The following is a 23,187-nucleotide window of genomic DNA, read 5'->3' on the forward strand; positions in this document are numbered from 1 at the left end:
CAGCTACCCCACCCCGCCCGCGCCGCAGCCCAACGGCTACGGCTACCCCCAGGCCCCGCAGCCGGGGTACGGCTACCCGCAGGCGCCCGCGGGCCAGCACGGTCAGCCCGGGATGCCGCAGCAGCCGTACGGCTACCCGACCCAGCCGATGCAGCCGCAGTACGGGGGCCCGCAGCCGGGCGGCAGCGGCGGCAAGAAGTTCTCCACCCAGATGCAGATCATCGTCGCCGCAGCCGTCGCCGTGGTCCTGATCATCGGCGCCGGGGTCATCTACTCCACCACCAGCGGTGACGGTGGCAAGGACGAGGCCTCCTCCTCCGGCTCCACCGGCGGAGAGGGCAAGGGCGGCGAGGGCAGCGGACTGGCCGGCGGCAGCGAGAAGGTGCCCGCCAACACCAAGTCCAAGGTCGCCTTCCAGGTGCCGCAGCCGGTGGTCAAGGACATCGTCACGGTCCAGGGCTCCTGGCTCACCGACAAGGCGTACGTGAAGTCCGGGATCAACGAGATCAACGGCTACGACCGCGACAAGGGCACCAAGCTCTGGTCCTTCCCGCTGCCCGGCGAGATGTGCACGGCGTCCCGGCACGTGAGCAAGGACTACAAGACGGCCATCGTCTTCCAGGAGACGAAGCCGACCAAGGAGAACAAGTACCCGGCGTGCAACCAGGTCGGCGTGATCGACCTGGCCGCCGGGAAGCTCCTGTGGAGCAAGAGCGTCACCTCCGCCACCGGCGGTGACCGGCCGGTCAGTTTCGACGAGGTCACGCTCAGCGGGACCACCGTCGCCGCGGGCGGCACCTCCGGCGGCGCGGCCTTCAAGCTGGCCGACGGCGCCGAACTCTGGAAGCCGAAGACCGGCGCGGACGGCTGCTACGACCGCGGTTACGCGGGCGGCGAGGCCCTCGCCGTGGTCCGCAAGTGCGGGACGTACGACAGCCCGCAGCTCACCGTGCAGGCGCTGAACCCGACGACCGGCGCACCGCTGTCCTCGTACCAGATGCCCGCCGGCGTCGAGTACGCGCACATCGTCTCCACCAAGCCGCTGGTGGTGGCGGCCGACGTCGGCGACACCGCCGGCGACGGCAGCGGCATCTCCGACTTCTTCTCCATCGACGCGGCGACCGGCAAGCTGAAGGTCCGTATCCCCGCCGACGCGGAGAAGTACGCGGGCGACTGCGACTCGACCGAAGTCGAGAAGTGCCAGAACATGGCCGTCGGCAACAACCGGCTCTACCTGCCGACCGAGCGCCACGACGGGACCAGCGAGTACGGCGACACGAACGAGGTCGTCGCCTTCGACCTGGACACCGGAAAGCTCCTCGGCGGCCGGGCGGACGCGGGCGACCGCCACATCCTGACCCCGCTCCGGATGGACGGCACCAGCATCATCGCCTACAAGGAGGCCCCCTACGACAAGGGCGGCCAGGTCGTCTCCATCGACGGCGAGACCTTCAAGCAGACCACGCTGATGGAGAACCCGGACGACGAGGCCATCCGCAAGGCGGAGAAGCGCTTCAACATCGGCTCGGCCGAACTCCTCTACTCCGAGGGGCAGTTCTACATGGCCGCCACGTCGGTCCACAAGCCGAGCACCGTCACCCCCGACGAGAAGGTCTACCTCGTCGTCGCCTACGGCACCGACTGATCACCCTGCCCCTCCCGGGCGACAACAGGCCCCGCCGGTCGATCTCCCGACCGGCGGGGCCGATCGTTTTCCGCCCCAATCGCGCGTGACGTGATCACCTGGCGCAGGTCAACGAAGGCCGAAGGGCCCGGAATTCGGCAATCCCGGGGACTTCTCCCACGTAAGCGCCGCGCGGCGTCGGGCGAGCGTGTACCTTGCCGGGTCAGGAGTCCGGGGGGCCGGGCGTACAGGGCTTTTGGGGGCTGAGGACCGATGGGCGTGCGGCTCATGGTGGTCGATGATCACCGTCTGCTCGCCGAGGCACTCGCCTCGGCGCTGAAACTCCGCGGGCACCGGGTGCTCGCGGCGGCCGCGCCGACCTCCGGCGCCGCGGAACTGGTCGTCAGCAGGGCCCCGGAGGTCTGTCTGTTCGGTACGGCCTCGCCCGCCGCCCCCGGTGTCTTCGACCCGATCACGCGCATCGGCCAGGAGCGCCCGCAGGTGGCGGTGGTGGTCCTCGGTCCGGTGCCCAGCCCACGCGGGATCGCCGCGGCGTTCGCCGCCGGGGCCGCGGGGTACGTCCGGCACGACGAGCGCATCGAGGGCGTCGAGCGGGCCATGCTCAAGGCGCGGGCGGGGGAGAGCGCCATCGCCCCGCAGCTGCTGCGGGGGGCCTTCGCCGAGCTGCTCAACCCGGCGGCCCAGCCCGACGACGAGGGGCGGCGGCTGCTGAGGATGCTGACCCCGCGCGAGGCCGAGGTGCTGGTGCGGGTCGCCGAGGGCGAGGGCACCCGGCTGATCGCGGCCGGGATGGACATCGCCCCGAGCACCGCCCGCACCCACGTCCAGCGGGTCCTGATGAAGCTCGGGGTCGGCTCCCGGCTGGAGGCGGCCGCCCTCGCCGCCCGCACCGGACTGCTGGAGCGCGCCGCGGCGAACGGCGCTGCGTCGCAGGGCCCGTACGCCCCCGAGGGAACGCCGCGCGGTACGCAACAGGGGCCGTACGTTCCCGGACAGCGCGGGTGACGTACGGCCCCTGAGCGTGGGCCGGGCGGCGACGGATCAGCCCGCGTCGGACCCCGGCTCCCGCTCCGGCTCCGCTTCCGGGGCCGCCGGGGCCTCGGCCGGGCGCAGCTTCATCCAGACCAGGAAGAACAGGCCGAGCGCCAGCATGGCGAGGCCGGTCCACAAGTTGATGTGGACGCCCTCGGCCTTCTCCAGGTCGGCGTCGGACGGGCTGAGTCCGGCGATGGTGACGATCACTCCGTAGACCACGAACAGGCCGCCGATGATCCGCCGGATGTCGAAGAGACGGGCCGCGGTCGCGGACTTGCGCTCCAGCTCGGAGACTTCCTTGTGCAGGTCGGACATGGTGAGTGCCTCCGATCAGAACGAGTAGGGGATGTAGCACGCGGCGGCGAGCACGATCGCGCCCCAGCCGAGCAGCGCCGGCTTGCGGTACCAGGCCTTGTCGGCCTCCTCCAGCTCCTCGTCGGGGCTCGGCGACTCGGTCCCGTACACCAGACCGGCCAGCTCCGCCTCGGGCTTCGGCGCGGTGAAGAGGGTGACGACGACCATGACGACGGCTCCGGCGACGAAGCCGACGATCGCGGAGACGAAGTTGGCGCCCTGGTCGGAGGGGATGTCGATGATCCCGCCCTTGTAGATCCAGAAGTAGTTGATCATCGCGGCCGCGGTGCCCGCGACCAGGCCCCAGACACCGGACTTCATCGAGGCGCGCTTCCAGAACATGCCGATGATGAAGACGACGAACATCGGGACGTTGAAGAACGAGAACAGCGTCTGGAGGTAGCTCATGATGTTCGAGAAGCTGGCGGCGATGAACGCCGTGCCGATCGAGGCCAGCACACCGATCGCCGTGATCAGCCGCCCGAAGCGCAGGTAGTACGTGTCCGGCTTGTCCTTCACCACGTACCGCTGCCAGATGTCGGTGGTGAACACCGTGTTGAACGAGGACACGTTGGCCGCCATGCCCGCCATGAACGCGGCGAGCAGACCGGTCACGGCGATGCCGAGGACACCGTTGGGCAGTAGTTCCTGCATCAGCAGGGGTATCGCGTCGTTGTAGGTCAGGTCGGAGTCCGGGGTGCCGATCTTGGGCACGATCACGGCGGCGACCAGGCCCGGGATCATCACCGCGAAGACGATGAAGATCTTCGGGAAGGCGGCGATCAGCGGGGTGCGCTTGGCGGCGGACAGGTTCTTCGCGGACAGCGCGCGCTGCACCTCGGCGAAGTTCGTCGTCCAGTAGCCGAAGGACAGCACGAAGCCGAGGCCGAGGATGATCGTCAGCCAGTTGGCGCCCAGCGGGTTGGGGTCACCGATGCCGGTGCCGCCCCAGGCGGTCATGAAGTCCCCGCCGTGCTGCTTGGTCAGCGAGTCGCTCATGGCGTCCCAGCCGCCGACGCGCTTCAGGCCGAGGACGGTGAGGGGGATCAGCGCGGCGAGGATGACGAAGAACTGGAGCACTTCGTTGTAGATCGCCGAGGAGAGCCCGCCGATCGTGATGTAGACCAGCACGAACAGGCCCGCGACGACGATCGCGACCCACTGCGGCCAGCCGAGGAGCGCCTCGACGACGATCGACAGGGCGTAGAGGTTGACGCCGGCGATGAGGATCGCCGCGAACGCGAAGAGCACGGAGCTCAGCAGGTGCGCGGACTTGTCGAACCGCTGGAGCAGGAACTCCGGCACGGAGCGCACCTTGGAGCGGTAGTAGAACGGCATCATCACCAGGCCGAGGAAGACCATGGCGGGGATGGCGCCGATCCAGTACCAGTGCACCACCGCGACGCCGTACTGCGCGCCGGTGGCCGCCATGCCGAGGATCTCGGTGGCGCCGAGGTTCGCCGCGACGAAGGCGAGCCCGGTCACCCAGGCGGGCAGGGACCGTCCGGAGAGGAAGAAGTCGAGGCTCGTCCTGACGCTGGCACGGGCCATGAAGCCGATGCCGAGGACGACGACGAAGTAGATCGCCAGGATGGCGTAGTCGAGCCCGTTCGTGGGGAGCCGAAGCCCTTCGGCCAGTGTCTGCATGGGGGGTACTCGCTTCGTATCGCGAACTTAACCCGACGGAACTTACGCCGTCATGTTCGAGAAATGAACAGTCTCGTTGGGGTTCTTTGTTCGATCGTGATCGAGTGCGGGTGAATGTCCGGGTATGTGACCTGGGCCTCGGCGTTGCGTCCATCGCGCCGTTCGGTGCGCCCCGGCATTGACGGAAGTGTTTGCTTGTGATTTGTTATGTGCGATTATGTTGGAGGGATCGGGTGGAGGACCCTGGTGAAGAAGACGGTGACGACCCTCGCCGACGGCCGTGAGCTGATCTACTACGACGCCGCGGAGGACACCGTCCGCGACGCCGTCGACCAGCGCCCCCTGGACCCGGTCTCGACCTCGTCCGAGATCCGCCGAGATCCGCTGCTCGGCGACGCGGTCGCCATCGCCTCGCACCGCCAGGCCCGCACCTACCACCCGCCGGCCGACGCCTGCCCGCTCTGCCCCTCCCGGGAGGGCCGGCACAGCGAGATCCCCGACGACCACTACGACGTCGCGGTCTTCGAGAACCGCTTCCCCTCGCTCGCCGGTGATTCCGGCCGCTGCGAGGTCGTCTGCTTCACCTCCGACCACGACGCGTCCTTCGCCGACCTCACCGAGGAACAGGCCGCGCTCGTCCTCGCCGCCTGGACCGACCGCACCGCCGCCCTCGCGGCCCTCGGCCAGGTCGCCCAGGTCTTCTGCTTCGAGAACCGCGGCGCCGAGATCGGCGTCACCCTCGGCCATCCGCACGGCCAGATCTACGGCTACCCCTTCGTCACCCCGCGCACCGCGCTGATGCTCCGCTCGGCCGCCCGGCACCGCGAGGAGACCGGCACCAACCTCTTCGACGAGGTCGTCGCCCGCGAGGAGAAGGACGGCTCACGCGTCGTCCTCGCCACCGACCACTGGATCGCCTTCGTCCCCTACGCGGCGCACTGGCCCTACGAGGTCCACCTGTACCCGCGCCGTCGCGTCCCCGACCTGCGGGAGCTGGACGAGGGCGCGCGGACAGAGTTCCCACAGGTCTATCTGGAACTCTTGAGGCGCTTCGACCGGATCTTCGGCCCCGGCGAGCCGCCGACCCCGTACATCTCCGCCTGGCACCAGGCGCCGTTCGTGGCCGACGGCCGGGAGGGCTTCGCCCTGCACCTGGAGCTTTTCACCATTCGCCGGACCTCCGGCAAGCTGAAGTTCCTCGCGGGGTCCGAGTCCGGCATGAGCGTGTTCATCAACGACGTGCCGCCGGAGGCCGCGGCCGAGCGACTGCGAGAGGTAGCGAGCCAGTGAGCACTCCCCGGAACATCCCCGCCGACCCCAAGAAGTACCTGGTCACCGGCGGCGCCGGATACGTCGGCAGCGTCGTCGCCCAGCACCTGCTGGAGGCCGGGCACACCGTGACCGTCCTCGACGACCTGTCCACCGGCTTCCGCGAGGGCGTCCCGGCCGGGGCCGCGTTCATCGAGGGCCGCATCCAGGACGCCGCCCGCCATCTGGACCCCTCCTACGACGGCGTCCTGCACTTCGCCGCCTTCTCCCAGGTCGGCGAGTCCGTCGTGAACCCCGAGAAGTACTGGGTCAACAACGTCGGCGGCACCACCGCCCTGCTCGCCGCCATGCGCGAACACGGCGTCCGCACCCTCGTGTTCTCCTCCACCGCCGCCACCTACGGCGAACCGGTCTCCAGCCCCATCACCGAGACCGACCCCACTGCCCCCACCAGCCCCTACGGCGCGTCCAAGCTCGCCGTCGACCACATGATCAGCGGCGAGGCCACCGCCCACGGCCTGGCCGCCGTCTCCCTTCGCTACTTCAACGTGGCCGGGGCGTACGGCAGTTGCGGCGAGCGGCACGACCCCGAATCCCACCTCATCCCGCTCGTCCTCCAAGTCGCCCTCGGCAAGCGCGAGTCGATCAACGTCTACGGCGACGACTACCCCACCCCCGACGGCACCTGCGTCCGCGACTACATCCACGTCGCCGACCTCGCCGAGGCCCACCTGCTGGCCCTGACCGCCGCCGCCCCGGGCGAGCACCTGATCTGCAACCTCGGCAACGGCAACGGCTTCTCGGTCCGCGAGGTCATCGAGACCGTCCGCAAGGTCACCGGCCACCCGGTCCCCGAGACCGCCGCCCCCCGCCGCAGCGGCGACCCGGCCGTCCTCGTCGCCTCCGCCGCCACCGCCACCGAGCGCCTCGGCTGGCAGCCCTCCCGCGCCGATCTGGCCGGAATCATCGCCGACGCCTGGCAGTTCGCCCGCCGAGAGGACACGACCACCCCATGACCCAGCACGCCGAACCGACCGTGACCGCCGCCGAAGGACACCGGGCCGACCCCGCCGTCACCTTCGCCGAGCTGTACGGCAGCGAGCCCGAGGGCATCTGGGCCGCACCCGGACGAGTGAACCTGATCGGCGAGTACACCGACTTCAACGACGGCTTCGTCATGCCGTTCGCCCTCCCGCACACCGCCGTCGCCGCCGTCTCCCGCCGCACCGACGGCGTCCTGCGCCTCTACTCCACCGACGTCCCCGGCGGCGTCGTCTCGCTGCGCGTCGACGAACTCGCCCCGCACTCCGGCCACGGCTGGGCCGCCTACCCCGCCGGGGTCCTCTGGGCGCTGCGCGAGGCCGGGCACCCGGTCACCGGGGCGGACATCGCGCTGACCTCCACCGTGCCCACCGGCGCCGGGCTCTCCTCGTCCGCCGCCCTCGAAGTCGTCACCGCGCTCGCCCTGAACGACCTCTTCGAACTGGGCCTGAGCGCCGCCGAACTCGCCGTCATCGGCCGCCGCGCCGAGAACGACTTCGTCGGCGTGCCCAGCGGGATCATGGACCAGATGGCCTCGGCCTGCTGCATCGAGGGCCACGCCCTCCACCTGGACACCCGGGACCTCTCCCGGCGCCAGGTCCCCTTCGATCCGGCCTCCCGGGGGCTGACGCTCCTGGTCGTCGACACCCGGGTCAAGCACGCGCTCGGCGACGGGGCGTACGCGGAGCGCCGGGCCGGCTGCGAGGAGGGCGCCCGGCTGCTCGGCATACCGATGCTGCGCGATCTGCCGTACGAGAACCTCGCCACGGCGCTCACCGCCCTCGCCGACGCCGGGGCGGACGAGTCCGTCATCCGTTACGTACGCCATGTCGTCAGCGACAACCGCCGGGTCGAGGAGATCATCGCCCTGCTCGACGCGGGCGACGTCCGCGCCGCGGGCCCCGTCCTGAACGAGGGCCACCTCTCGCTCCGCGACGATCTGCGGGTTTCCTGCCCCGAGTTGGACCTCGTGGTCGAGGCGGCTCATGCGGCCGGGGCGCTCGGTGCGCGGATGACCGGGGGCGGCTTCGGCGGCTCGGCGGTCGTCCTGGTGGAGGAGGCGGCGGCCGGCACGGTGGCCGAGGCGGTCAGCGAGGCGTTCGCGGCGGCCGGACACGCGGCCCCGGAGATCTTCGACGCCGTCCCGTCCGCGGGGGCGCGCCGACTGCGCTGAGCCTGTTCCGGTGTCCCGCGCTCACAGGTCCTTGACCAGGATGAACTCGGTGACTCCGGGCGGGTAGTCGGCGACCCGGCCGATCTCCTCGTACCCCTGTCCGCGGTAGAAGCCGGGGGCCTGGAAATCCCAGGTCTCCAGCCGCGAGCGGGTGCAGGCGCGCTCGGTGCGGGCGGTCCGTTCGGCCTCGGCGAGCAGGCGCGCGCCGAGGCCGAGGCCCCGGTGCGGGGCGTCGACCCAGAGCAGATCGACGTGCAGCCAGTACGCCCAGGTCCGCCCGGTCAGCCCGCCGGCCAGGGCCCCGTGCTCGTCCAACGCCCACACCTCCAGCGGGACTTCGTGCTCGGCGGAGGTGGAGAGCAGCCCACGCAGGCCGGCCGATGCGGCGACGTTGTCCTCGTGCAGACGCCCGCTCAGCAGAATGCGACGTTCTTTGTCTACTTCTGTCTCAAGACGGAACATGAAGCACACCCTAAACACCTGAGGTAACCAGTTCGTCGAATCGCCTTCCCCCCGTGGCCCCCGCCCGTACGCTGATGCTCAGCACCGGTGGGGGCCGGTGTCGATTCAGGGGAGCGAGAAAGCCGGGTACGGCGTCCGGGGCGGCGCGGCAGGCGGTTCGACGACGGCGGTCGTCGGCACGGCAGGCCGCAGTGCCCCGCACGCCGTACCCGCAGCTGTCCGCCCCCACCGATGGGGGTTCTGTGGCGCGTATCCGGGTTCTCGTGGTGGACGACCACCGCATCTTCGCCGAGTCGCTCGCGGCCGCCCTCGCGGCCGAACCGGACGTCGACGTCTCCGCCGCGGGCAGCGGCCCGGCCGCGCTGCGCGCCCTGGAGCGCGCGGCCGCCGAGGGGCGCGGTTACGACGTGCTCCTGGTCGACGCCGAGCTGGGCGCCCTGACGAACGGCGAGCCGGCCGCCGTCCCCGCGCCCCGCCAGGAGGAGACGGCCGCCGTCGACGGCATCGCGCTGGTCGCCGGGGTCCGCGCGGCCCGGCCCGCCGTGCGGTCGGTGGTGCTCGCCGAGAAGGACGACCCGCGCGCGGCCGCCCGGGCGCTCCAGGCGGGGGCCTCGGGCTGGGTGGCCAAGGACTGTTCGCTGCAACGGCTGCTGTCGGTGATCCGGGGCGTGCTGCGCGACGAGACGCATCTGCCGCCCGCCCTGCTCACCGGCGTCCTGCGGGAGCTGACCGCCGCCCGTAAGCACCGCAGCGACAGCGAGCGGCTGGTGGAGTCGCTGACGCCCCGGGAGCGCGAGGTGCTGCGCTGCATGGTGGCGGGCCTGGGCCGCAAGGCCGTCGCGGAGCGGCTGTTCCTGTCCCCGCACACGGTGCGTACCCATATGCAGAACGTGCTGGGCAAGCTCGGGGTGCACTCGACGCTGGCGGCGGTGGCGCTGGCCCGCCGGGCGGGGGTGGGCCCGGCCGACCCGGGGATGGGCCCGCTAGGGGATGTTGTCGAACGGGGCGGTCAACTGGCGCAGTAGTCCGGCCAGTTCGCCGCGCTGGGTGCGGGACAGCTCGCCGAGGATGGCGCGCTCCTGGTCGAGCAGCCCGGCCAGCGACTGGTCGGCCTTGTCGCGGCCCTCGGCCGTGAGCCGGACGAGGACGCCGCGCCGGTCGTTCGGGTCGGGCAGCCGCTCGACGAGGTTCTTCTTGGTGAGCCGGTCGATGCGGTTGGTCATCGTGCCCGAGGTGACCAGGGTCTGGGTGAGGAGCTGCCCGGGGGAGAGCTGGTACGGGGCGCCGGCCCGGCGCAGCGACGTGAGCACGTCGAACTCCCACGGCTCCAGGTTGTGCTCGGAGAAGGCTATGCGGCGGGCCCGGTCGAGGTGGCGTGCCAGGCGGGAGACGCGACTGAGCACCTCGAGTGGTTCCACGTCGAGGTCGGGGCGCTCGCGGCGCCATGCAGCGACCAGTCGGTCGACCTCGTCCTCCATGTCGATCAGTGTAGAGGTTCCCTCGACATGAAGTCTCTTGAATTCAAGTGTCTTGACATCAAGAGAATTGTGGCGTGATCCTGTTCCCATGACCTCACGCGACCAGCCCGCCTGGGATCCGCAGCAGTACCTGCGCCACGCGGATCACCGGACCCGCCCCTTCCAGGACCTCCTGGCCCGTATCGGCGACCTCCCGGGCCACCCCGCACCCCGTATCGCCGACCTCGGGTGCGGCGCGGGCAACGTCACCACGCTCCTCGCCGACCGCTGGCCCGAGGCCAGGATCACCGGCTACGACACCTCGCGCGAGATGCTCGCCGAGGCCGCCGCCCACGCCCGTCCGCCCCTGCTCGACTTCGCCGAGGCCGACGCCGCGACCTGGGAGCCCACCGAGACGTACGGCCTGATCGTCTCCACCTCCGCACTCCAGTGGATCCCCGGCCACGCCGAGCACTTCCCCCGCTGGCTCGACGCCCTCGCCCCCGGCGGCACCCTCGCCTTCCAGGTCCCCTGCAACTTCACCGCCCCCAGCCACACGCTCCTGGCCGGCCTCCGCGAATCCGACCGCTGGCGCCCTCTGCTCCACGGCGTCGGCGACCGCACCGCCTCGGTCCTGGACCCCACCGACTACCTCACCCGCCTCCGCGACCTCGGCTGCACGGCCGACGTCTGGGAGACCACCTACCTCCAGACCCTGCACGGCGACGACGCGGTCCTCGACTGGGTCAAGGGCACCGCCCTGCGCCCCGTCCTCACCGCGCTGGCCGACGACCCGGCCGCCCGCGACGCGTTCCTCGTCGCCTACCGCGACCTGCTCCGCGAGGCCTACCCGCCGGGCCCGTACGGCACGGTCTTCCCGTTCCGCCGCATCTTCGCCGTAGCCCGCAAGGAGAAGTGATGACCGCTGGGGGCCTCACCGCCGTCGACCACGTCCAGCTCGCCGCCCCGCCCGGCTCCGAGGACGCCCTGCGCACCTTCTACGCCGACGCCCTGGGCATGACCGAGATCCCCAAACCCCCGGTGCTCGCCGCCCGCGGCGGCTGCTGGTTCGCCGCCGGACCGGTCCAGCTCCACCTGGGCATCGAGGAGGACTTCCGCCCCGCGAAGAAGGCCCACCCAGGCCTGCGCGTCACCGCCATCGAGGCGTACGCGGCCCGCCTGGAGTCCCACGGCGTGGCCGTCACCTGGGACGACAACCTCCCCGGCCACCGCCGCTTCTACGCCCACGACCCGGCCGGCAACCGTCTGGAGTTCCTGGAGCCGGACGCGTAACCCGGCGGCTCTACAGCGCTGCGAGCGCCTCCGCCGAGATGTCGACGTCCACCGGGAACGGCACGCCCGTCTTCAGCCGGTCGTGATGGATCCCGGTCAGCGCGTACGCCTTCGTCACCGGGTCCAGCTCATAGACCCGCACGACGGGGTGCTGGTCGGTGCCGGTCATCTCGACCAGCCAGAAGTGCGGGATGCCGGCGGTCGCGTACTTGTGCGGCTTGGCCTCACGGTCGCGGGCCTCGGAGTCGGGGGAGACGACTTCTACGGCGAGGAGGACGTCGGCGGCCTGGTACCGCGTCACGTCGAGCCCGGTGATCGCCTCGGTCCGCACGACGGAGACATCCGGCTCCGGAGCGTTCCGCCGATCCAGCACTACGGTCATCTCCCGGCGCACCCTCACCTCCGGGGGCGCCGTACTGCGCAGTCCTGTCATCAGCAGATCGATCATCGTGCTGTGAAAGTCCCGCTGCGGACTCACGAAAACCAGGCTTCCGTCGATCAGCTCGGTGTGCGGCGGGAGATCGGGCAGTGTGAACAGATCGTCCACGGTGTATCCGTCCTGCGGGGGCACCGGCCAGCGGGAGCTGTGCGCGGTGGTCGGCTCGGCGGTCATGGTTCCTCCCATGGACGAATCCTCTGCCCTCCCGACCACACTACGGCGGGAAATCCGCACGCGTCATCACAGCGGGTGACGACGTGCGGAAGGGTTACGCGATCAGCTCTTCCGGTGTCCTATCAGCCGCGGCTTCGACTCCAGGTTCTCCAGCCCGTGCCAGCAGAGGTTCACCAGATGGGCGGCCACCTCCGCCTTCTTCGGCTTGCGCACGTCCAGCCACCACTGGCCCGTCAGCGCCACCATCCCCACCAGCGCCTGCGCGTAGAGCGGGGCCAGCTTCGGGTCGAAGCCGCGGGCCTTGAACTCCAGGCCCAGAATGTCCTCCACCTGCGTGGCGATATCACTGATCAGCGACGCGAACGTGCCCGTCGACTGCGCCACCGGCGAATCCCGCACCAGGATCCGGAAACCGTCCGTGTACGACTCGATGTAGTCCAGCAGCGCGAACGCCGCCTGCTCCAGCAGCTCGCGCGGATGGCCCGCCGTGAGCGCCCCCGTCACCATGTCCAGCAGCTGGCGCATCTCGCGGTCGACCACCACTGCGTACAGGCCCTCCTTGCCGCCGAAGTGCTCGTACACCACCGGCTTGGACACCCCGGCGCGCGCCGCGATCTCCTCCACCGACGTGCCCTCGAAGCCCTTGTCGGCGAACAGGGCGCGCCCGATGTCCAGCAGCTGCTCGCGGCGCTCCTTGCCCGTCATCCGGACCCGCCGGGCCCGGCGGGAGGGGGATGTCCTGCTCTTGTCGCTGCTCGTGCTGGGGTCGGTGGCCACGTCGTCAATCATGCCGCGTCGGCCGGGGCGGACGTGCGCCGGGAGTCGATCCGCGCGGCATCCGGCCACCGCACGTCATAAGCCCAGCCCAGCTTCTCGAACCAGCGGATCAGCCGGGCGCTGGAGTCGATCTGTCCCCGCATCACCCCGTGCCGGGCGCTCGTCGGGTCCGCGTGGTGCAGGTTGTGCCAGGACTCGCCGCACGACAGCACCGCCAGCCACCACACGTTGCCCGACCGGTCACGCGACTTGAACGGCCGCTTGCCCACCGCGTGGCAGATCGAGTTGATCGACCAGGTCACGTGGTGCAGCAGGGCGACCCGTACCAGCGAACCCCAGAAGAACGCCGTCGCCGCACCCCACCACGACATCGTCACCAGACCGCCCACCAGTGGCGGGATCGCCAGCGAGACGATCGTGAAGGTCAGGAAGTGGCGCGAGACCGCCCGGATCGCCGGGTCCTTGATCAGATCGGGGGCGTACTTCTGCTGCGGGGTCTGCTCCTCGTCGAACATCCACGCGATGTGCGCCCACCACAGCCCCTTCATCAGGGCCGGCAGGCTCTCCCCGAACCGCCACGGCGAATGCGGGTCGCCCTCAGCGTCCGAGAACCGGTGGTGCTTGCGGTGATCGGCCACCCACCGCACCAGCGGCCCCTCCACAGCCAGCGAGCCCATCACTGCCAGCGCGATCCGCAACGGCCGCTTCGCCTTGAACGAACCGTGCGTGAAATACCGGTGGAAGCCGATCGTGATCCCGTGACAGCCGATGAAGTACATCGCCACCAGCAGACCGATGTCGAGCCAGCTCACCCCCCACCCCCACGCCAGCGGCACCGCCGCGACCAGCGCCACGAACGGCACCACGATGAACGCCAGCAGCGCGAACTGCTCGATCGACCGCTTGCTGTCGCCGCCCAGCGTGGCGGAGGGCAGCGCGGTCGCCGTCGCCCCGGGAGGCTCGGTCTCGTCGATCGCAGGAGGAGTGCTCGGCATGGGGGGATACCTCTGAGGGTGAGGGAGAAGGCTCGGACGGCCGTGGCTACGGTTCCGTAACCTACGGCTTGGTAAGTATGGCAGTGACGGGCCCCACAACACGAGAGGCCGCTCCAGCCCGTCCCACGCGGTAACCCGCCTGCCCCCGGGGTAGGGGGTAACCGCCCGGGTGTCCCGGGCGGCAGCCGCGACGCCTCGGGCCAACGGACACGCCGCCTGCGACGACACCTATCCTGGGAGGGTCGGACAGCGCGGTCCGCACCCGCTCGTCGGGGCGTGGCGACAGCACCGCTGCCAGCCGCAGGGCCCCGGACCCCGCCACCCGCTCCCACCGCCACGCAACGGGGGGACGGCGAAGCGAACGCACCTCCTCATTCACTGCAAGGAGCCGCACACTGTGAGCAGTGCCGACCAGACCCCTGCCGCCAGCCCCGCGCTGCGCGCCGACATCCGCCGCCTCGGCGACCTCCTCGGCGAGACCCTCGTACGCCAGGAGGGCCAGGAACTCCTCGACCTCGTCGAACGAGTACGCGCCCTGACCCGCACCGACGGCGAAGCCGCCGCCGAGCTCCTCGGCGAGACGGAGCTGGAGACCGCCGCACAGCTCGTGCGCGCCTTCTCCACCTACTTCCACCTCGCCAACGTCACCGAGCAGGTCCACCGCGCCCACGAGATGCGCGACCGCCGCTCGGCCGAGGGCGGCCTCCTGGCCCGCACCGCCGACCGCCTCAAGGACGCCGACCCCGAGCACCTGCGCGAGACGGTCAAGAACCTCAACGTCCGGCCCGTCTTCACCGCCCACCCCACCGAGGCCGCCCGCCGCTCCGTCCTCAACAAGCTGCGCCGCATCGCCGAGCTGCTGGAGACCCCGGTCATCGAGGCCGACCGCCGCCGCCTCGACCTCCGCCTCGCCGAGAACATCGACCTCATCTGGCAGACCGACGAACTCCGCGTCGTCCGCCCGGAGCCCGCCGACGAGGCCCGCAACGCCATCTACTACCTCGACGAACTGCACGCAGGCGCCGTCGGCGACGTCCTGGAGGACCTCGCCGCCGAGCTGGACCGCGTCGGCGTCGAACTCCCCGCCGGGACCCGCCCCCTCACCTTCGGCACCTGGATCGGCGGCGACCGCGACGGCAACCCCAACGTGACACCCGCCGTCACCTGGGACGTCCTGATCCTCCAGCACGAGCACGGCATCACCGACGCCCTGGAGATGATCGACTACCTCCGCGGCCTCCTCTCCAACTCCATCCGCTACGCCGGAGCCACCGAGGAACTCCTCACCTCCCTCCAGGCCGACCTGGAGCGCCTCCCCGGCATCAGCCCCCGCTACAAGCGGCTGAACGCCGAGGAGCCCTACCGTCTCAAGGCCACCTGCATCCGGCAGAAGCTCGTCAACACCCGCGAGCGCCTCGCCGAGGGCACCCCCCACCGCCCCGGCTGCGACTACCTCGGCACCGCCGAGCTCATCGCCGACCTGGAGCTGATCCAGACCTCCCTGCGCGCGCACCGCGGCGGCCTCTTCGCCGACGGCCGGATGGACCGCACCATCCGCACGCTCGCCGCCTTCGGCCTCCAGCTCGCCACCATGGACGTACGCGAGCACGCCGACGCCCACCACCACGCCCTCGGCCAGCTCTTCGACCGGCTCGGCGAGGAGTCCTGGCGCTACGCCGACATGCCGCGCGACTACCGGCAGAAGCTGCTCGCCAAGGAACTGCGTTCCCGCCGGCCGCTGGCCCCCACCCCCGCCCCGCTCGACGCGGCGGGCGAGAAGACCCTCGGCGTCTTCCACACCATCAAGCAGGCCTTCGAGCGCTTCGGCCCCGAAGTCATCGAGTCCTACATCATCTCCATGTGCCAGGGCGCCGACGACGTCTTCGCCGCCGCCGTCCTCGCCCGCGAAGCCGGACTCATCGACCTCCACGCCGGCTGGGCCAAGATCGGCATCGTGCCGCTCCTGGAGACCACCGACGAGCTCAAGGCCGCCGACCAGATCCTCGACGAGATGCTCGCCGACCCCTCCTACCGGCGCCTCGTCTCCCTTCGCGGCGACGTCCAGGAGGTCATGCTCGGCTACAGCGACTCCTCCAAGTTCGGCGGCATCACCACCTCCCAGTGGGAGATCCACCGCGCCCAGCGACGCCTCCGCGACGTCGCCCACCGCTACGGCGTACGCCTGCGCCTCTTCCACGGCCGCGGCGGCACCGTCGGCCGCGGCGGCGGCCCCTCGCACGACGCGATCCTCGCCCAGCCGTGGGGGACGCTGGAGGGCGAGATCAAGGTGACCGAGCAGGGCGAGGTCATCTCCGACAAGTACCTCATCCCCGCCCTCGCCCGCGAGAACCTGGAACTGACCGTCGCGGCCACCCTCCAGGCCTCCGCCCTGCACACCGCGCCCCGGCAGTCCGACGAGGCCCTCGCCCGCTGGGACGCGGCCATGGACACCGTCTCCGACGCGGCCCACAGCGCCTACCGCAAGCTCGTCGAGGACCCGGACCTGCCCGCGTACTTCCTGGCCTCCACCCCGGTGGACCAGCTCGCCGACCTGCACCTGGGCTCGCGGCCCTCCCGCCGCCCCGGCTCGGGCGTCTCCCTGGACGGCCTGCGGGCCATCCCGTGGGTCTTCGGCTGGACCCAGTCGCGGCAGATCGTGCCCGGCTGGTTCGGCGTCGGCTCCGGCCTCAAGGCCCTGCGCGAGGCCGGTCTCGACACCGTCCTCGACGAGATGTACGAGCACTGGCACTTCTTCCGCAACTTCATCTCCAACGTCGAGATGACGCTCGCCAAGACCGACCTGCGCATCGCCCGCCACTACGTCGACACGCTCGTCCCCGACGAGCTGAAGCACGTCTTCGACGGCATTGAGGCCGAACACGCCCTCACCGTGCAGGAGGTCCTGCGGATCACCGGCGGCGAGAAGCTGCTCGACACCAACCCGGTGCTCCAGCAGACCTTCTCCATCCGCGACGCCTACCTGGACCCGATCTCCTACCTCCAGGTCTCCCTGCTCGCCCGCCAGCGCCAGGCCGCGATGCGCGGCGAGGAGCCCGACCCGCTGCTCTCCCGCGCCCTGCTGCTCACCGTCAACGGCGTCGCGGCAGGTCTGCGCAACACCGGCTGAGCACCGCGTAGGCAAACGGGCGGTCCTGCTACAGCGCGACGAACGTCGCCACCAGCAGGGCCGCCCCCGCCGTTCCCACACCCCACGCCGTCCGCGCCATCCGCAGCCCGCCGCCGATCACGAACGCGGCCAGCACCAGCGCCCCGGCGAGCGGCACCCAGGCATGCAGAAAGCCCGGCAACCCCGTGCGGACCACCGCATCGGAACCGGGCTTCACCACCACGGGGAAACGATCCCCCTCACGCGCCGCGACGGACCGGACCACGGACACCCGCGGGCGCTCCCGCGACACCGAGTCCGGGGTGAACGAACCGGTGCACTTCTCCTCGCCGCACTCCGTGACCGTCACGGTCCCGTGGTCACGGCCCTTGGCCAGAATGATGTGGTGCGCGGCGTCCCAGGACGCCCACGCACCCGCGACCAGCAGCACCAGGACGACCAGCCCCATGGCCACCCGCCGCCCCGCAACCGCCGCCCGGTGGGAAGAGCTCCGCTTCATGGGGGCAGATCCTTGGCCAGACCCGCACCCGTGGTCAACCTATGGCCGGAAAACGCCCCAGCAGGGAAGGGAATGTCAGGAGTTGTACGTGGGCGGGGACAGCCGCCCCCCGCTCAGGAGTTGTACGCGCTCTGCGCCCGCTCAAGACCCTCCGCCAGCAGACACTCCACCGCGTCCGCCGACCGGTCCACCAGGAACGCCAGCTCCTTGCGCTCCGTCGACGAGAAGTCCTTCAAAACGAAGTCCGCGACCTGCATCCGCCCCGGCGGCCGCCCGATCCCGAACCGCACCCGGTGATACTCCGGACCCATCGCCTTCGTCATCGACTTCAGCCCGTTGTGCCCGTTGTCCCCGCCGCCCAGCTTCAGCCGCAGCGACCCGTAGTCGACGTCCAACTCGTCATGGACCGCCACGACATGGTCCGTCGGCACCTTGTAGAAGTCCCGCAGCGCCGTCACCGGACCGCCCGACAGATTCATGTACGACATCGGCTTCACCAGCACCACCCGCCGGCTCGCCGGACCCGGCGGACCGATCCGCCCCTCCACGACCTGCGCCTGCGCCTTCTGCGCCCGCTTGAACTTCCCGCCGATCCGGGTCGCCAGCAGATCGGCGACCATGAACCCGACGTTGTGCCGGTTCGCCGCGTAGTCGGGACCCGGATTGCCCAGGCCCACGATGAGCCAGGGGTCGGTGGCGTCGGACATCAGCGCTCGGTCTCCTCACATACGGCTTACGGCACAGGCAAACGGGGCGGCGGCTCCCGGAAGGGAACCACCACCCCGTCAGTCAAGCAGGTGGAACGGTGAAGGGAGAGGCTCAGGCCTCGGCGCCCTGGGCCTCGCCCTCGGCGGCCTCGTCGGCGGCCGGCTCCTCGGCCTGCGCGGCGACGACCTGGATCACGATGGCGTCCTCGTCACCGGCGAGGACGGAGCCCTTCGGCAGCGGGATGTCCTTGGCGGCGATCGAGTCGCCGGCGTCCAGGCCCGCGACGGAGACCGTCACGGACTCGGGGATGTGGGTGGCCTCGGCCTCGACCAGCAGGGTGTTCTGGACGAACTCCAGCAGGTTGGCGCCCGGCGCCAGGTCGCCCTCGGTGTGCACCGCGATCTCGACCTCGACCTTCTCGCCGCGCTTCACGGTGAGCAGGTCGACGTGCTCGATGGTGCCCTTGAGGGGGTGACGCTGCACGGCCTTGGGGATGACCAGCGCGTCCTTGCCGTCGATCTCCAGACCGATCAGCACGTTGGCCGTACGCAGCGCGAGCAGCAGCTCGTGGCCCGGCAGCGTGACGTGGACGGGCTCGGCGCCGTGGCCGTAAACGACACCGGGAACACGGTCGGCACGACGGACACGGCGGGCGGCGCCCTTGCCGAACTCGGTACGGACCTCGGTGGCGAGCTTGATCTCGGCCATGTTGCACTCCTCGTCAGGTACGGAGAGCCGTCAGGGGTGACGGAACTCGAACGGTCACCCGGCCCACGACAGGCCTGCTACGAAGAGCGCGTCGATAACGGACCGCCGTACACATGGGTACGGCCTCCCTCGCCGAGCAACTCGCTGAGTCTACCCGGCGGGGAGGCCGCACCCCAAAGTGGATCAACAGGGACCGCTCAGGCGGTCAGTCCTGCTCCCCTCAGCCCTGCTCCTCGAAGAGGCTCGTCACCGAACCGTCCTCGAACACCTCGCGCACCGCGCGCGCGATCGTCGGCGCGATCGAGAGCACCGTGATCTTGTCCAGCTCCAGCTCGCCCGGGGTCGGCAGCGTGTCCGTGAACACGAACTCGCTCACCTTCGAGTTCTTCAGCCGGTCCGCCGCCGGACCCGACAGCACGCCGTGCGTCGCCGTCACGATGACGTCCTCGGCGCCGTGCGCGAACAGGGCGTCCGCGGCGGCGCAGATCGTGCCACCGGTGTCGATCATGTCGTCGACCAGCACGCAGACCCGGCCCTCGACGTTGCCGACGACCTCGTGGACGGAGACCTGGTTCGGCACGTCCTTGTCGCGGCGCTTGTGCACGATCGCCAGCGGGGCGTCCAGCCGGTCGCACCAGCGGTCGGCGACCCGCACGCGGCCCGCGTCCGGCGACACGATCGTCAGCTTGGAGCGGTCGACCTTCGCACCCACGTAGTCCGCCAGGATCGGCAGCGCGAACAGGTGGTCCACCGGGCCGTCGAAGAAGCCCTGGATCTGGTCCGTGTGCAGATCGACGGTGAGGATGCGGTCCGCGCCCGCCGTCTTCATCAGGTCCGCCACCAGACGGGCCGAGATCGGCTCGCGGCCCTTGTGCTTCTTGTCCTGACGGGCGTACCCGTAGAACGGCACGATCACCGTGATGGAGCGGGCCGACGCGCGCTTCAGCGCGTCCAGCATGATCAGCTGCTCCATGATCCACTTGTTGATCGGAGCCGTGTGGCTCTGGATCAGGAAGCAGTCGGCGCCACGTGCCGACTCCTGGAACCGCACATAGATCTCACCGTTGGCGAAATCGAAGGCCTTCGTCGGCACGAGACCGACTCCCAGCTGATGGGCGACCTCCTCGGCCAGCTCGGGGTGGGCGCGGCCGGAGAAGAGCATCAGTTTCTTCTCGCCGGTCGTCTTGATCCCGGTCACAGCACAGTCTCCTCAGACGTGTATCTGGCGCTGCACGCATAGGTCCCGATGTGCAACGAGCCAGCCGAAATGGGGTGAGCATCTATCACGGTACGCCGTCACCGGCGCACCTGTTTCCGGTCAGCTCTGCCCGTCGGGCTCCTGCGACGACGCCTGAGCGGCCTGCGCGGCGGCGCTGCCCGGACGCTTCCGGGCCACCCAACCCTCGATATTCCGCTGCTGGCCCCGCGCCACGGCCAGCGAACCGGACGGGACGTCCTTCGTGATGACCGACCCGGCGGCGGTGTAGACCCCGTCCCCGACCGTGACCGGTGCCACAAACATATTGTCCGAACCGGTCCGGCAGTGGGAGCCGATCGTCGTGTGGTGCTTGGCCACGCCGTCGTAGTTCACGAAGACGCTCGCCGCACCGATGTTGGTGTGGTCGCCGATGGTCGCGTCGCCGACATAGCTCAGGTGCGGGACCTTCGTCCCCTCCCCGATCGTGGCGTTCTTCATCTCCACGTACGTTCCGGCCTTGGCCTTCGTCCCCAGCCGGGTGCCCGGCCGCAGGTAGGCGTACGGCCCCACGGACGCCCCCGGCCCGACCTCGGCCGAGAGCGTCACGGTGTTGTCGATGCGGGCGCCGGTGCCGACGAGGGTGTCCTCGATCCGCGAGTTCGGCCCCACCTCGGAGTCCTCCGCGAGATGCGTGGTCCCCAGCAGCTGCGTCCCCGGATGCACGACCGCGTCACGCTCGTACGTCACGGTCGCGTCGATCAGCGTGGACGCCGGGTCGACGATCGTCACGCCCGCGAGCATCGCCCGCTCCAGCAGCCGCTCGTTCAGCAGCCGACGTGCCTCGGCCAGCTGGAGCCGGTTGTTGATGCCGAGGATCTCGCGGTGGTCACCCGCCACGGACGCCCCGACGCGGTGCCCGGCCTCGCGGAGGATGGACAGCACATCGGTGAGGTACTCCTCGCCCTGGCTGTTGTCGGTGCGCACCTTGCCCAGCGCGTCGCCCAGCAGCCGCCCGTCGAACGCGAACACCCCGGAGTTGATCTCGCGGATCGCCCGCTGCTCGTCGGTGGCGTCCTTGTGCTCGACGATCTCGGTGACCGCGCCGGTGGCGGGGTCGCGCACGATGCGCCCGTAGCCGGTGGAGTCCGGGACCTCGGCGGTCAGGACGGTCACCGCGTTGGCGTCGGCGGAGTGGGTGGCGGCGAGCGCGCCGAGCGTCTCGCCGGAGAGCAGCGGGGTGTCGCCGCACACGACGATCACGGTTCCGTCGACGGCCCCGCCGAGCTCTTCGAGCCCCATGCGGACGGCGTGCCCGGTGCCGTTCTGCTCGGCCTGGAAGGCGGTGCGCACGGGGGCGTCGCCGGCGTTCAGATGCGCGGTGACCTGCTCACTGGCGTGGCCGACGACCACGACGAGGTGCTGGGGGTCCAGCTCGCGGGCGGCGGCGACGACATGTCCGACGAGCGAGCGCCCGGAGATCTCGTGCAGAACCTTGGGAGTCTTCGACTTCATACGGGTGCCCTCACCCGCTGCGAGGACGACGACGGCTGCCGGGCTGGTTGCGCTCACGGATGTGCCCTTCGGCTTCGGGTGGTGGTCATCCGCAGGATACCGGGGGTGTTTCCACGGGAAACGGGGGCGGGCCCCGACCGGTGTGGTCGGGGCCCGCGAGTCGAAGCTCCCCCATCAGGATTCGAACCTGAACAGACGGTACCAAAAACCGCAGTGCTGCCTGATTACACCATGGGGGATCAATCCCGGCTAAACCGGACATGGGATCGGTTCACCGGATCGGCACCCAACACTATGCCGTACCAAGTGCCTTCTACGCGACGACAGAAGGGAGACGGAGCGCGGCGCTCCTGTCCGGCGCTTCTGTTCGACCGCGGAACGTGCTGTCGCCGGTCACCCGAAATTGAGATGCGTCCGCCCGTAGGCTGGATGCCATGACCGCAACGGGGGCAGACCGGGAGGCGGCGGGATCGACCACCCGCGGCTACTGGTGGTGGGAGCGGCGACGGAGTGTCGCCCTGGACGTGGGACTGGCGCTGGTATCGGCGCTGGAGTGTGGCCTGGAGGGGGTGGAGTTCGCCCGGAACACCGGGATTCCGGTGCCGGTGGGCGTGGTGTTCGGGATTCTCGCGGGTTCGGTGCTGCTGGTGCGCCGGCGGTGGCCGATCGTCGTGGTGCTGCTGACGATCGCGATGACGCCCGCCGAGATGGGCTTCCTGATGGCCCTGGTCGGCCTGTACACGCTGGCGGCGTCCGAGGTGCCGCGCCGGATCACCGTCGTGCTGGCGGGGATGGCGCTGGTGGGGACGTTCATCGTCACGTACGTACGGCTGCGGCAGACCGTGGCCGAGCAGGCGGACTTCGGTCCGGGGGACTGGTACGTGCCCCTGATGTCCGTCTTCATGGCCGTGGGGCTCACGGCCCCGTCCGTGCTCCTCGGCCTCTACATAGGGGCCAGGCGCCGTCTGATGGAGAGCCTGCGGGAGCGGGCCGATTCGCTGGAGCGGGAGCTGTCGCTGCTCGCGGACCGGGCCGAGGAGCGTGCCGAGTGGGCGCGTACGGAGGAGCGGACCCGGATCGCCCGGGAGATGCACGACGTGGTCGCCCACCGGGTGAGCCTGATGGTGGTGCACGCGGCCGCCCTCCAGGCCGTCGCACCGAAGGATCCGGCGAAGGCGGTGCGCAACGCGGCGCTGGTCGGGGACATGGGCCGGCAGGCGCTGACGGAGCTGCGCGAGATGCTCGGGGTGCTGCGTACGGGGGAGGCGCTGACCGCGCCGGCCGCGGCGGGCGGGGTTCCGCTGGCGTCGGTACGGCAGGCGGCCGTGGCGGCCGCCGCCTCCGCCGCGACGGAGGACGGGCCCCGGCTCCACGAGCTGGAGGCGCTGGTGGCGCAGTCGCGGCAGGCGGGGATGGTGGTGGAGCTGACGGTCCACGGCGAGCTGCGGCCGTATCCGCCGGAGGTGGAGCAGACGGCATACCGGGTGGTGCAGGAGGCGCTGACGAACGTGCACAAGCATGCGGCGGGCGCGAAGACGTGGGTGCGGCTCGCGCATCGGGAGGCCGAGGTCGCGATGCAGGTGGAGAACGGCCCGTCGGACGCGGCCGCGGCGGATGCGGGGTTGCCGAGCGGGGGGAACGGGTTGGTGGGGATGCGGGAGCGGGTGCTGGGG

The 23,187-nt window shown here is 70.7% G+C and carries 22 protein-coding genes and 1 tRNA gene; 10 read left to right on the forward strand and 13 right to left on the reverse strand.

The window, feature by feature from the left end:
* A partial coding sequence (locus D3105_RS17815; RefSeq protein WP_240646939.1) for a PQQ-binding-like beta-propeller repeat protein occupies nucleotides 1-1,645 on the forward strand: 1,645 nt, incomplete at its 5' end.
* A gap of 252 nt (nucleotides 1,646-1,897) precedes the next feature.
* Nucleotides 1,898-2,650 carry a response regulator transcription factor gene (locus D3105_RS17820; RefSeq protein ID WP_118904151.1) on the forward strand — a complete coding sequence of 251 codons (753 nt, stop codon included), beginning with the start codon at nucleotides 1,898-1,900 and terminating at the stop codon, nucleotides 2,648-2,650.
* 36 nt (nucleotides 2,651-2,686) lie between these two features.
* Here the strand turns inward: D3105_RS17820 and D3105_RS17825 are convergent, their stop codons facing one another.
* Complete coding sequence (locus D3105_RS17825) at nucleotides 2,687-2,995, reverse strand: hypothetical protein (protein ID WP_118904152.1); 309 nt, start codon at nucleotides 2,993-2,995, stop codon at nucleotides 2,687-2,689.
* 15 nt (nucleotides 2,996-3,010) lie between these two features.
* The gene (locus D3105_RS17830; protein WP_118904153.1) at nucleotides 3,011-4,681 is read right to left on the reverse strand and encodes a sodium:solute symporter family protein; all 1,671 of its coding nucleotides are present in this window, start codon (nucleotides 4,679-4,681) and stop codon (nucleotides 3,011-3,013) included.
* Between the two features lie 246 nt (nucleotides 4,682-4,927).
* Between D3105_RS17830 and galT the strand changes: the two genes are divergently transcribed.
* From galT to galK, 3 genes are read left to right on the forward strand one after another with little or no spacing between them, the layout of a single operon-like run.
* Nucleotides 4,928-5,971 (forward strand): galactose-1-phosphate uridylyltransferase, encoded by a 1,044-nt coding sequence (gene galT, locus D3105_RS17835; RefSeq protein ID WP_118904154.1) that lies wholly within the window; start codon nucleotides 4,928-4,930, stop codon nucleotides 5,969-5,971.
* A 14-nt stretch (nucleotides 5,972-5,985) separates the two neighbouring features.
* On the forward strand, nucleotides 5,986-6,966 hold the full coding sequence (gene galE / locus D3105_RS17840) for a UDP-glucose 4-epimerase GalE (RefSeq protein ID WP_118904167.1): 981 nt from the start codon (nucleotides 5,986-5,988) through the stop codon (nucleotides 6,964-6,966).
* Nucleotides 6,963-8,165, forward strand: a complete 1,203-nt coding sequence (galK, locus tag D3105_RS17845) for a galactokinase (protein WP_206272785.1) — start codon at nucleotides 6,963-6,965, stop codon at nucleotides 8,163-8,165. The genes galE and galK overlap by 4 nt, the downstream gene beginning before the upstream one ends.
* 21 nt (nucleotides 8,166-8,186) lie before the next feature.
* Here galK and D3105_RS17850 read toward each other — a convergent pair whose 3' ends face one another.
* Nucleotides 8,187-8,627: a GNAT family N-acetyltransferase gene (locus tag D3105_RS17850; RefSeq protein ID WP_118904155.1), complete on the reverse strand. Its 441-nt coding sequence runs from the start codon at nucleotides 8,625-8,627 to the stop codon at nucleotides 8,187-8,189.
* Between the two features lie 242 nt (nucleotides 8,628-8,869).
* On the opposite strand from D3105_RS17850, the gene D3105_RS17855 reads away from it, so the two are divergent.
* Nucleotides 8,870-9,652, forward strand: coding sequence for a response regulator transcription factor (locus tag D3105_RS17855; protein ID WP_118904156.1), 783 nt, complete (start codon nucleotides 8,870-8,872; stop codon nucleotides 9,650-9,652).
* On the opposite strand, the gene D3105_RS17860 is transcribed toward D3105_RS17855, so the two are convergent.
* On the reverse strand, nucleotides 9,611-10,105 hold the full coding sequence (locus D3105_RS17860; RefSeq protein WP_118904157.1) for a MarR family winged helix-turn-helix transcriptional regulator: 495 nt from the start codon (nucleotides 10,103-10,105) through the stop codon (nucleotides 9,611-9,613). The genes D3105_RS17855 and D3105_RS17860 overlap by 42 nt on opposite strands.
* 88 nt (nucleotides 10,106-10,193) lie before the next feature.
* Between D3105_RS17860 and D3105_RS17865 the strand changes: the two genes are divergently transcribed.
* Together D3105_RS17865 and D3105_RS17870 are read left to right on the forward strand one after the other, a co-directional pair.
* Nucleotides 10,194-11,003 (forward strand): trans-aconitate 2-methyltransferase, encoded by an 810-nt coding sequence (locus D3105_RS17865; protein WP_118904158.1) that lies wholly within the window; start codon nucleotides 10,194-10,196, stop codon nucleotides 11,001-11,003.
* Nucleotides 11,003-11,377 (forward strand): VOC family protein, encoded by a 375-nt coding sequence (locus tag D3105_RS17870; RefSeq protein WP_118904159.1) that lies wholly within the window; start codon nucleotides 11,003-11,005, stop codon nucleotides 11,375-11,377. Before D3105_RS17865 ends, D3105_RS17870 begins: the two co-directional genes overlap by 1 nt.
* Before the next feature lie 10 nt (nucleotides 11,378-11,387).
* Here D3105_RS17870 and D3105_RS17875 read toward each other — a convergent pair whose 3' ends face one another.
* The 3 genes from D3105_RS17875 to D3105_RS17885 all read right to left on the reverse strand — a co-directional run bounded on the left by D3105_RS17875 (nucleotide 11,388) and on the right by D3105_RS17885 (nucleotide 13,762).
* Complete coding sequence (locus D3105_RS17875; protein WP_003968582.1) at nucleotides 11,388-11,990, reverse strand: Uma2 family endonuclease; 603 nt, start codon at nucleotides 11,988-11,990, stop codon at nucleotides 11,388-11,390.
* 102 nt (nucleotides 11,991-12,092) lie between these two features.
* Complete coding sequence (locus D3105_RS17880; RefSeq protein WP_118904160.1) at nucleotides 12,093-12,779, reverse strand: TetR/AcrR family transcriptional regulator; 687 nt, start codon at nucleotides 12,777-12,779, stop codon at nucleotides 12,093-12,095.
* Nucleotides 12,776-13,762, reverse strand: coding sequence for an acyl-CoA desaturase (locus D3105_RS17885; protein WP_118904161.1), 987 nt, complete (start codon nucleotides 13,760-13,762; stop codon nucleotides 12,776-12,778). Before D3105_RS17885 ends, D3105_RS17880 begins: the two co-directional genes overlap by 4 nt.
* A 397-nt stretch (nucleotides 13,763-14,159) precedes the next feature.
* Between D3105_RS17885 and ppc the strand changes: the two genes are divergently transcribed.
* Nucleotides 14,160-16,889: a phosphoenolpyruvate carboxylase gene (ppc, locus tag D3105_RS17890; protein ID WP_118904162.1), complete on the forward strand. Its 2,730-nt coding sequence runs from the start codon at nucleotides 14,160-14,162 to the stop codon at nucleotides 16,887-16,889.
* A 28-nt stretch (nucleotides 16,890-16,917) separates the two neighbouring features.
* Here the strand turns inward: ppc and D3105_RS17895 are convergent, their stop codons facing one another.
* The 6 genes from D3105_RS17895 to D3105_RS17920 form a co-directional block, all read right to left on the reverse strand.
* Nucleotides 16,918-17,388, reverse strand: coding sequence for a hypothetical protein (locus tag D3105_RS17895; protein ID WP_118904163.1), 471 nt, complete (start codon nucleotides 17,386-17,388; stop codon nucleotides 16,918-16,920).
* 113 nt (nucleotides 17,389-17,501) lie between these two features.
* A complete protein-coding gene (pth, locus tag D3105_RS17900) occupies nucleotides 17,502-18,095 on the reverse strand; it encodes an aminoacyl-tRNA hydrolase (protein ID WP_030803302.1) in 594 nt (197 codons plus the stop codon).
* 112 nt (nucleotides 18,096-18,207) lie between these two features.
* Entirely contained in the window at nucleotides 18,208-18,804 is a 597-nt protein-coding gene (locus tag D3105_RS17905; RefSeq protein ID WP_118904164.1) for a 50S ribosomal protein L25/general stress protein Ctc, read from the reverse strand.
* 220 nt (nucleotides 18,805-19,024) lie between these two features.
* Entirely contained in the window at nucleotides 19,025-20,002 is a 978-nt protein-coding gene (locus tag D3105_RS17910) for a ribose-phosphate diphosphokinase (protein ID WP_006125162.1), read from the reverse strand.
* Nucleotides 20,003-20,122: 120 nt separating this feature from the next.
* Nucleotides 20,123-21,571 (reverse strand): bifunctional UDP-N-acetylglucosamine diphosphorylase/glucosamine-1-phosphate N-acetyltransferase GlmU, encoded by a 1,449-nt coding sequence (gene glmU / locus D3105_RS17915; protein ID WP_118904165.1) that lies wholly within the window; start codon nucleotides 21,569-21,571, stop codon nucleotides 20,123-20,125.
* A gap of 109 nt (nucleotides 21,572-21,680) precedes the next feature.
* Nucleotides 21,681-21,753, reverse strand: a tRNA-Gln gene (locus D3105_RS17920).
* A gap of 195 nt (nucleotides 21,754-21,948) precedes the next feature.
* Here D3105_RS17920 and D3105_RS17925 point away from each other — a divergent pair.
* The coding region (locus tag D3105_RS17925; protein ID WP_118904169.1) for a sensor histidine kinase at nucleotides 21,949-23,187 on the forward strand (1,239 nt) is incomplete at its 3' end.

This window comes from Streptomyces globisporus, assembly GCF_003501885.1.
GTDB classification, from domain to species: domain Bacteria; phylum Actinomycetota; class Actinomycetes; order Streptomycetales; family Streptomycetaceae; genus Streptomyces; species Streptomyces globisporus_D.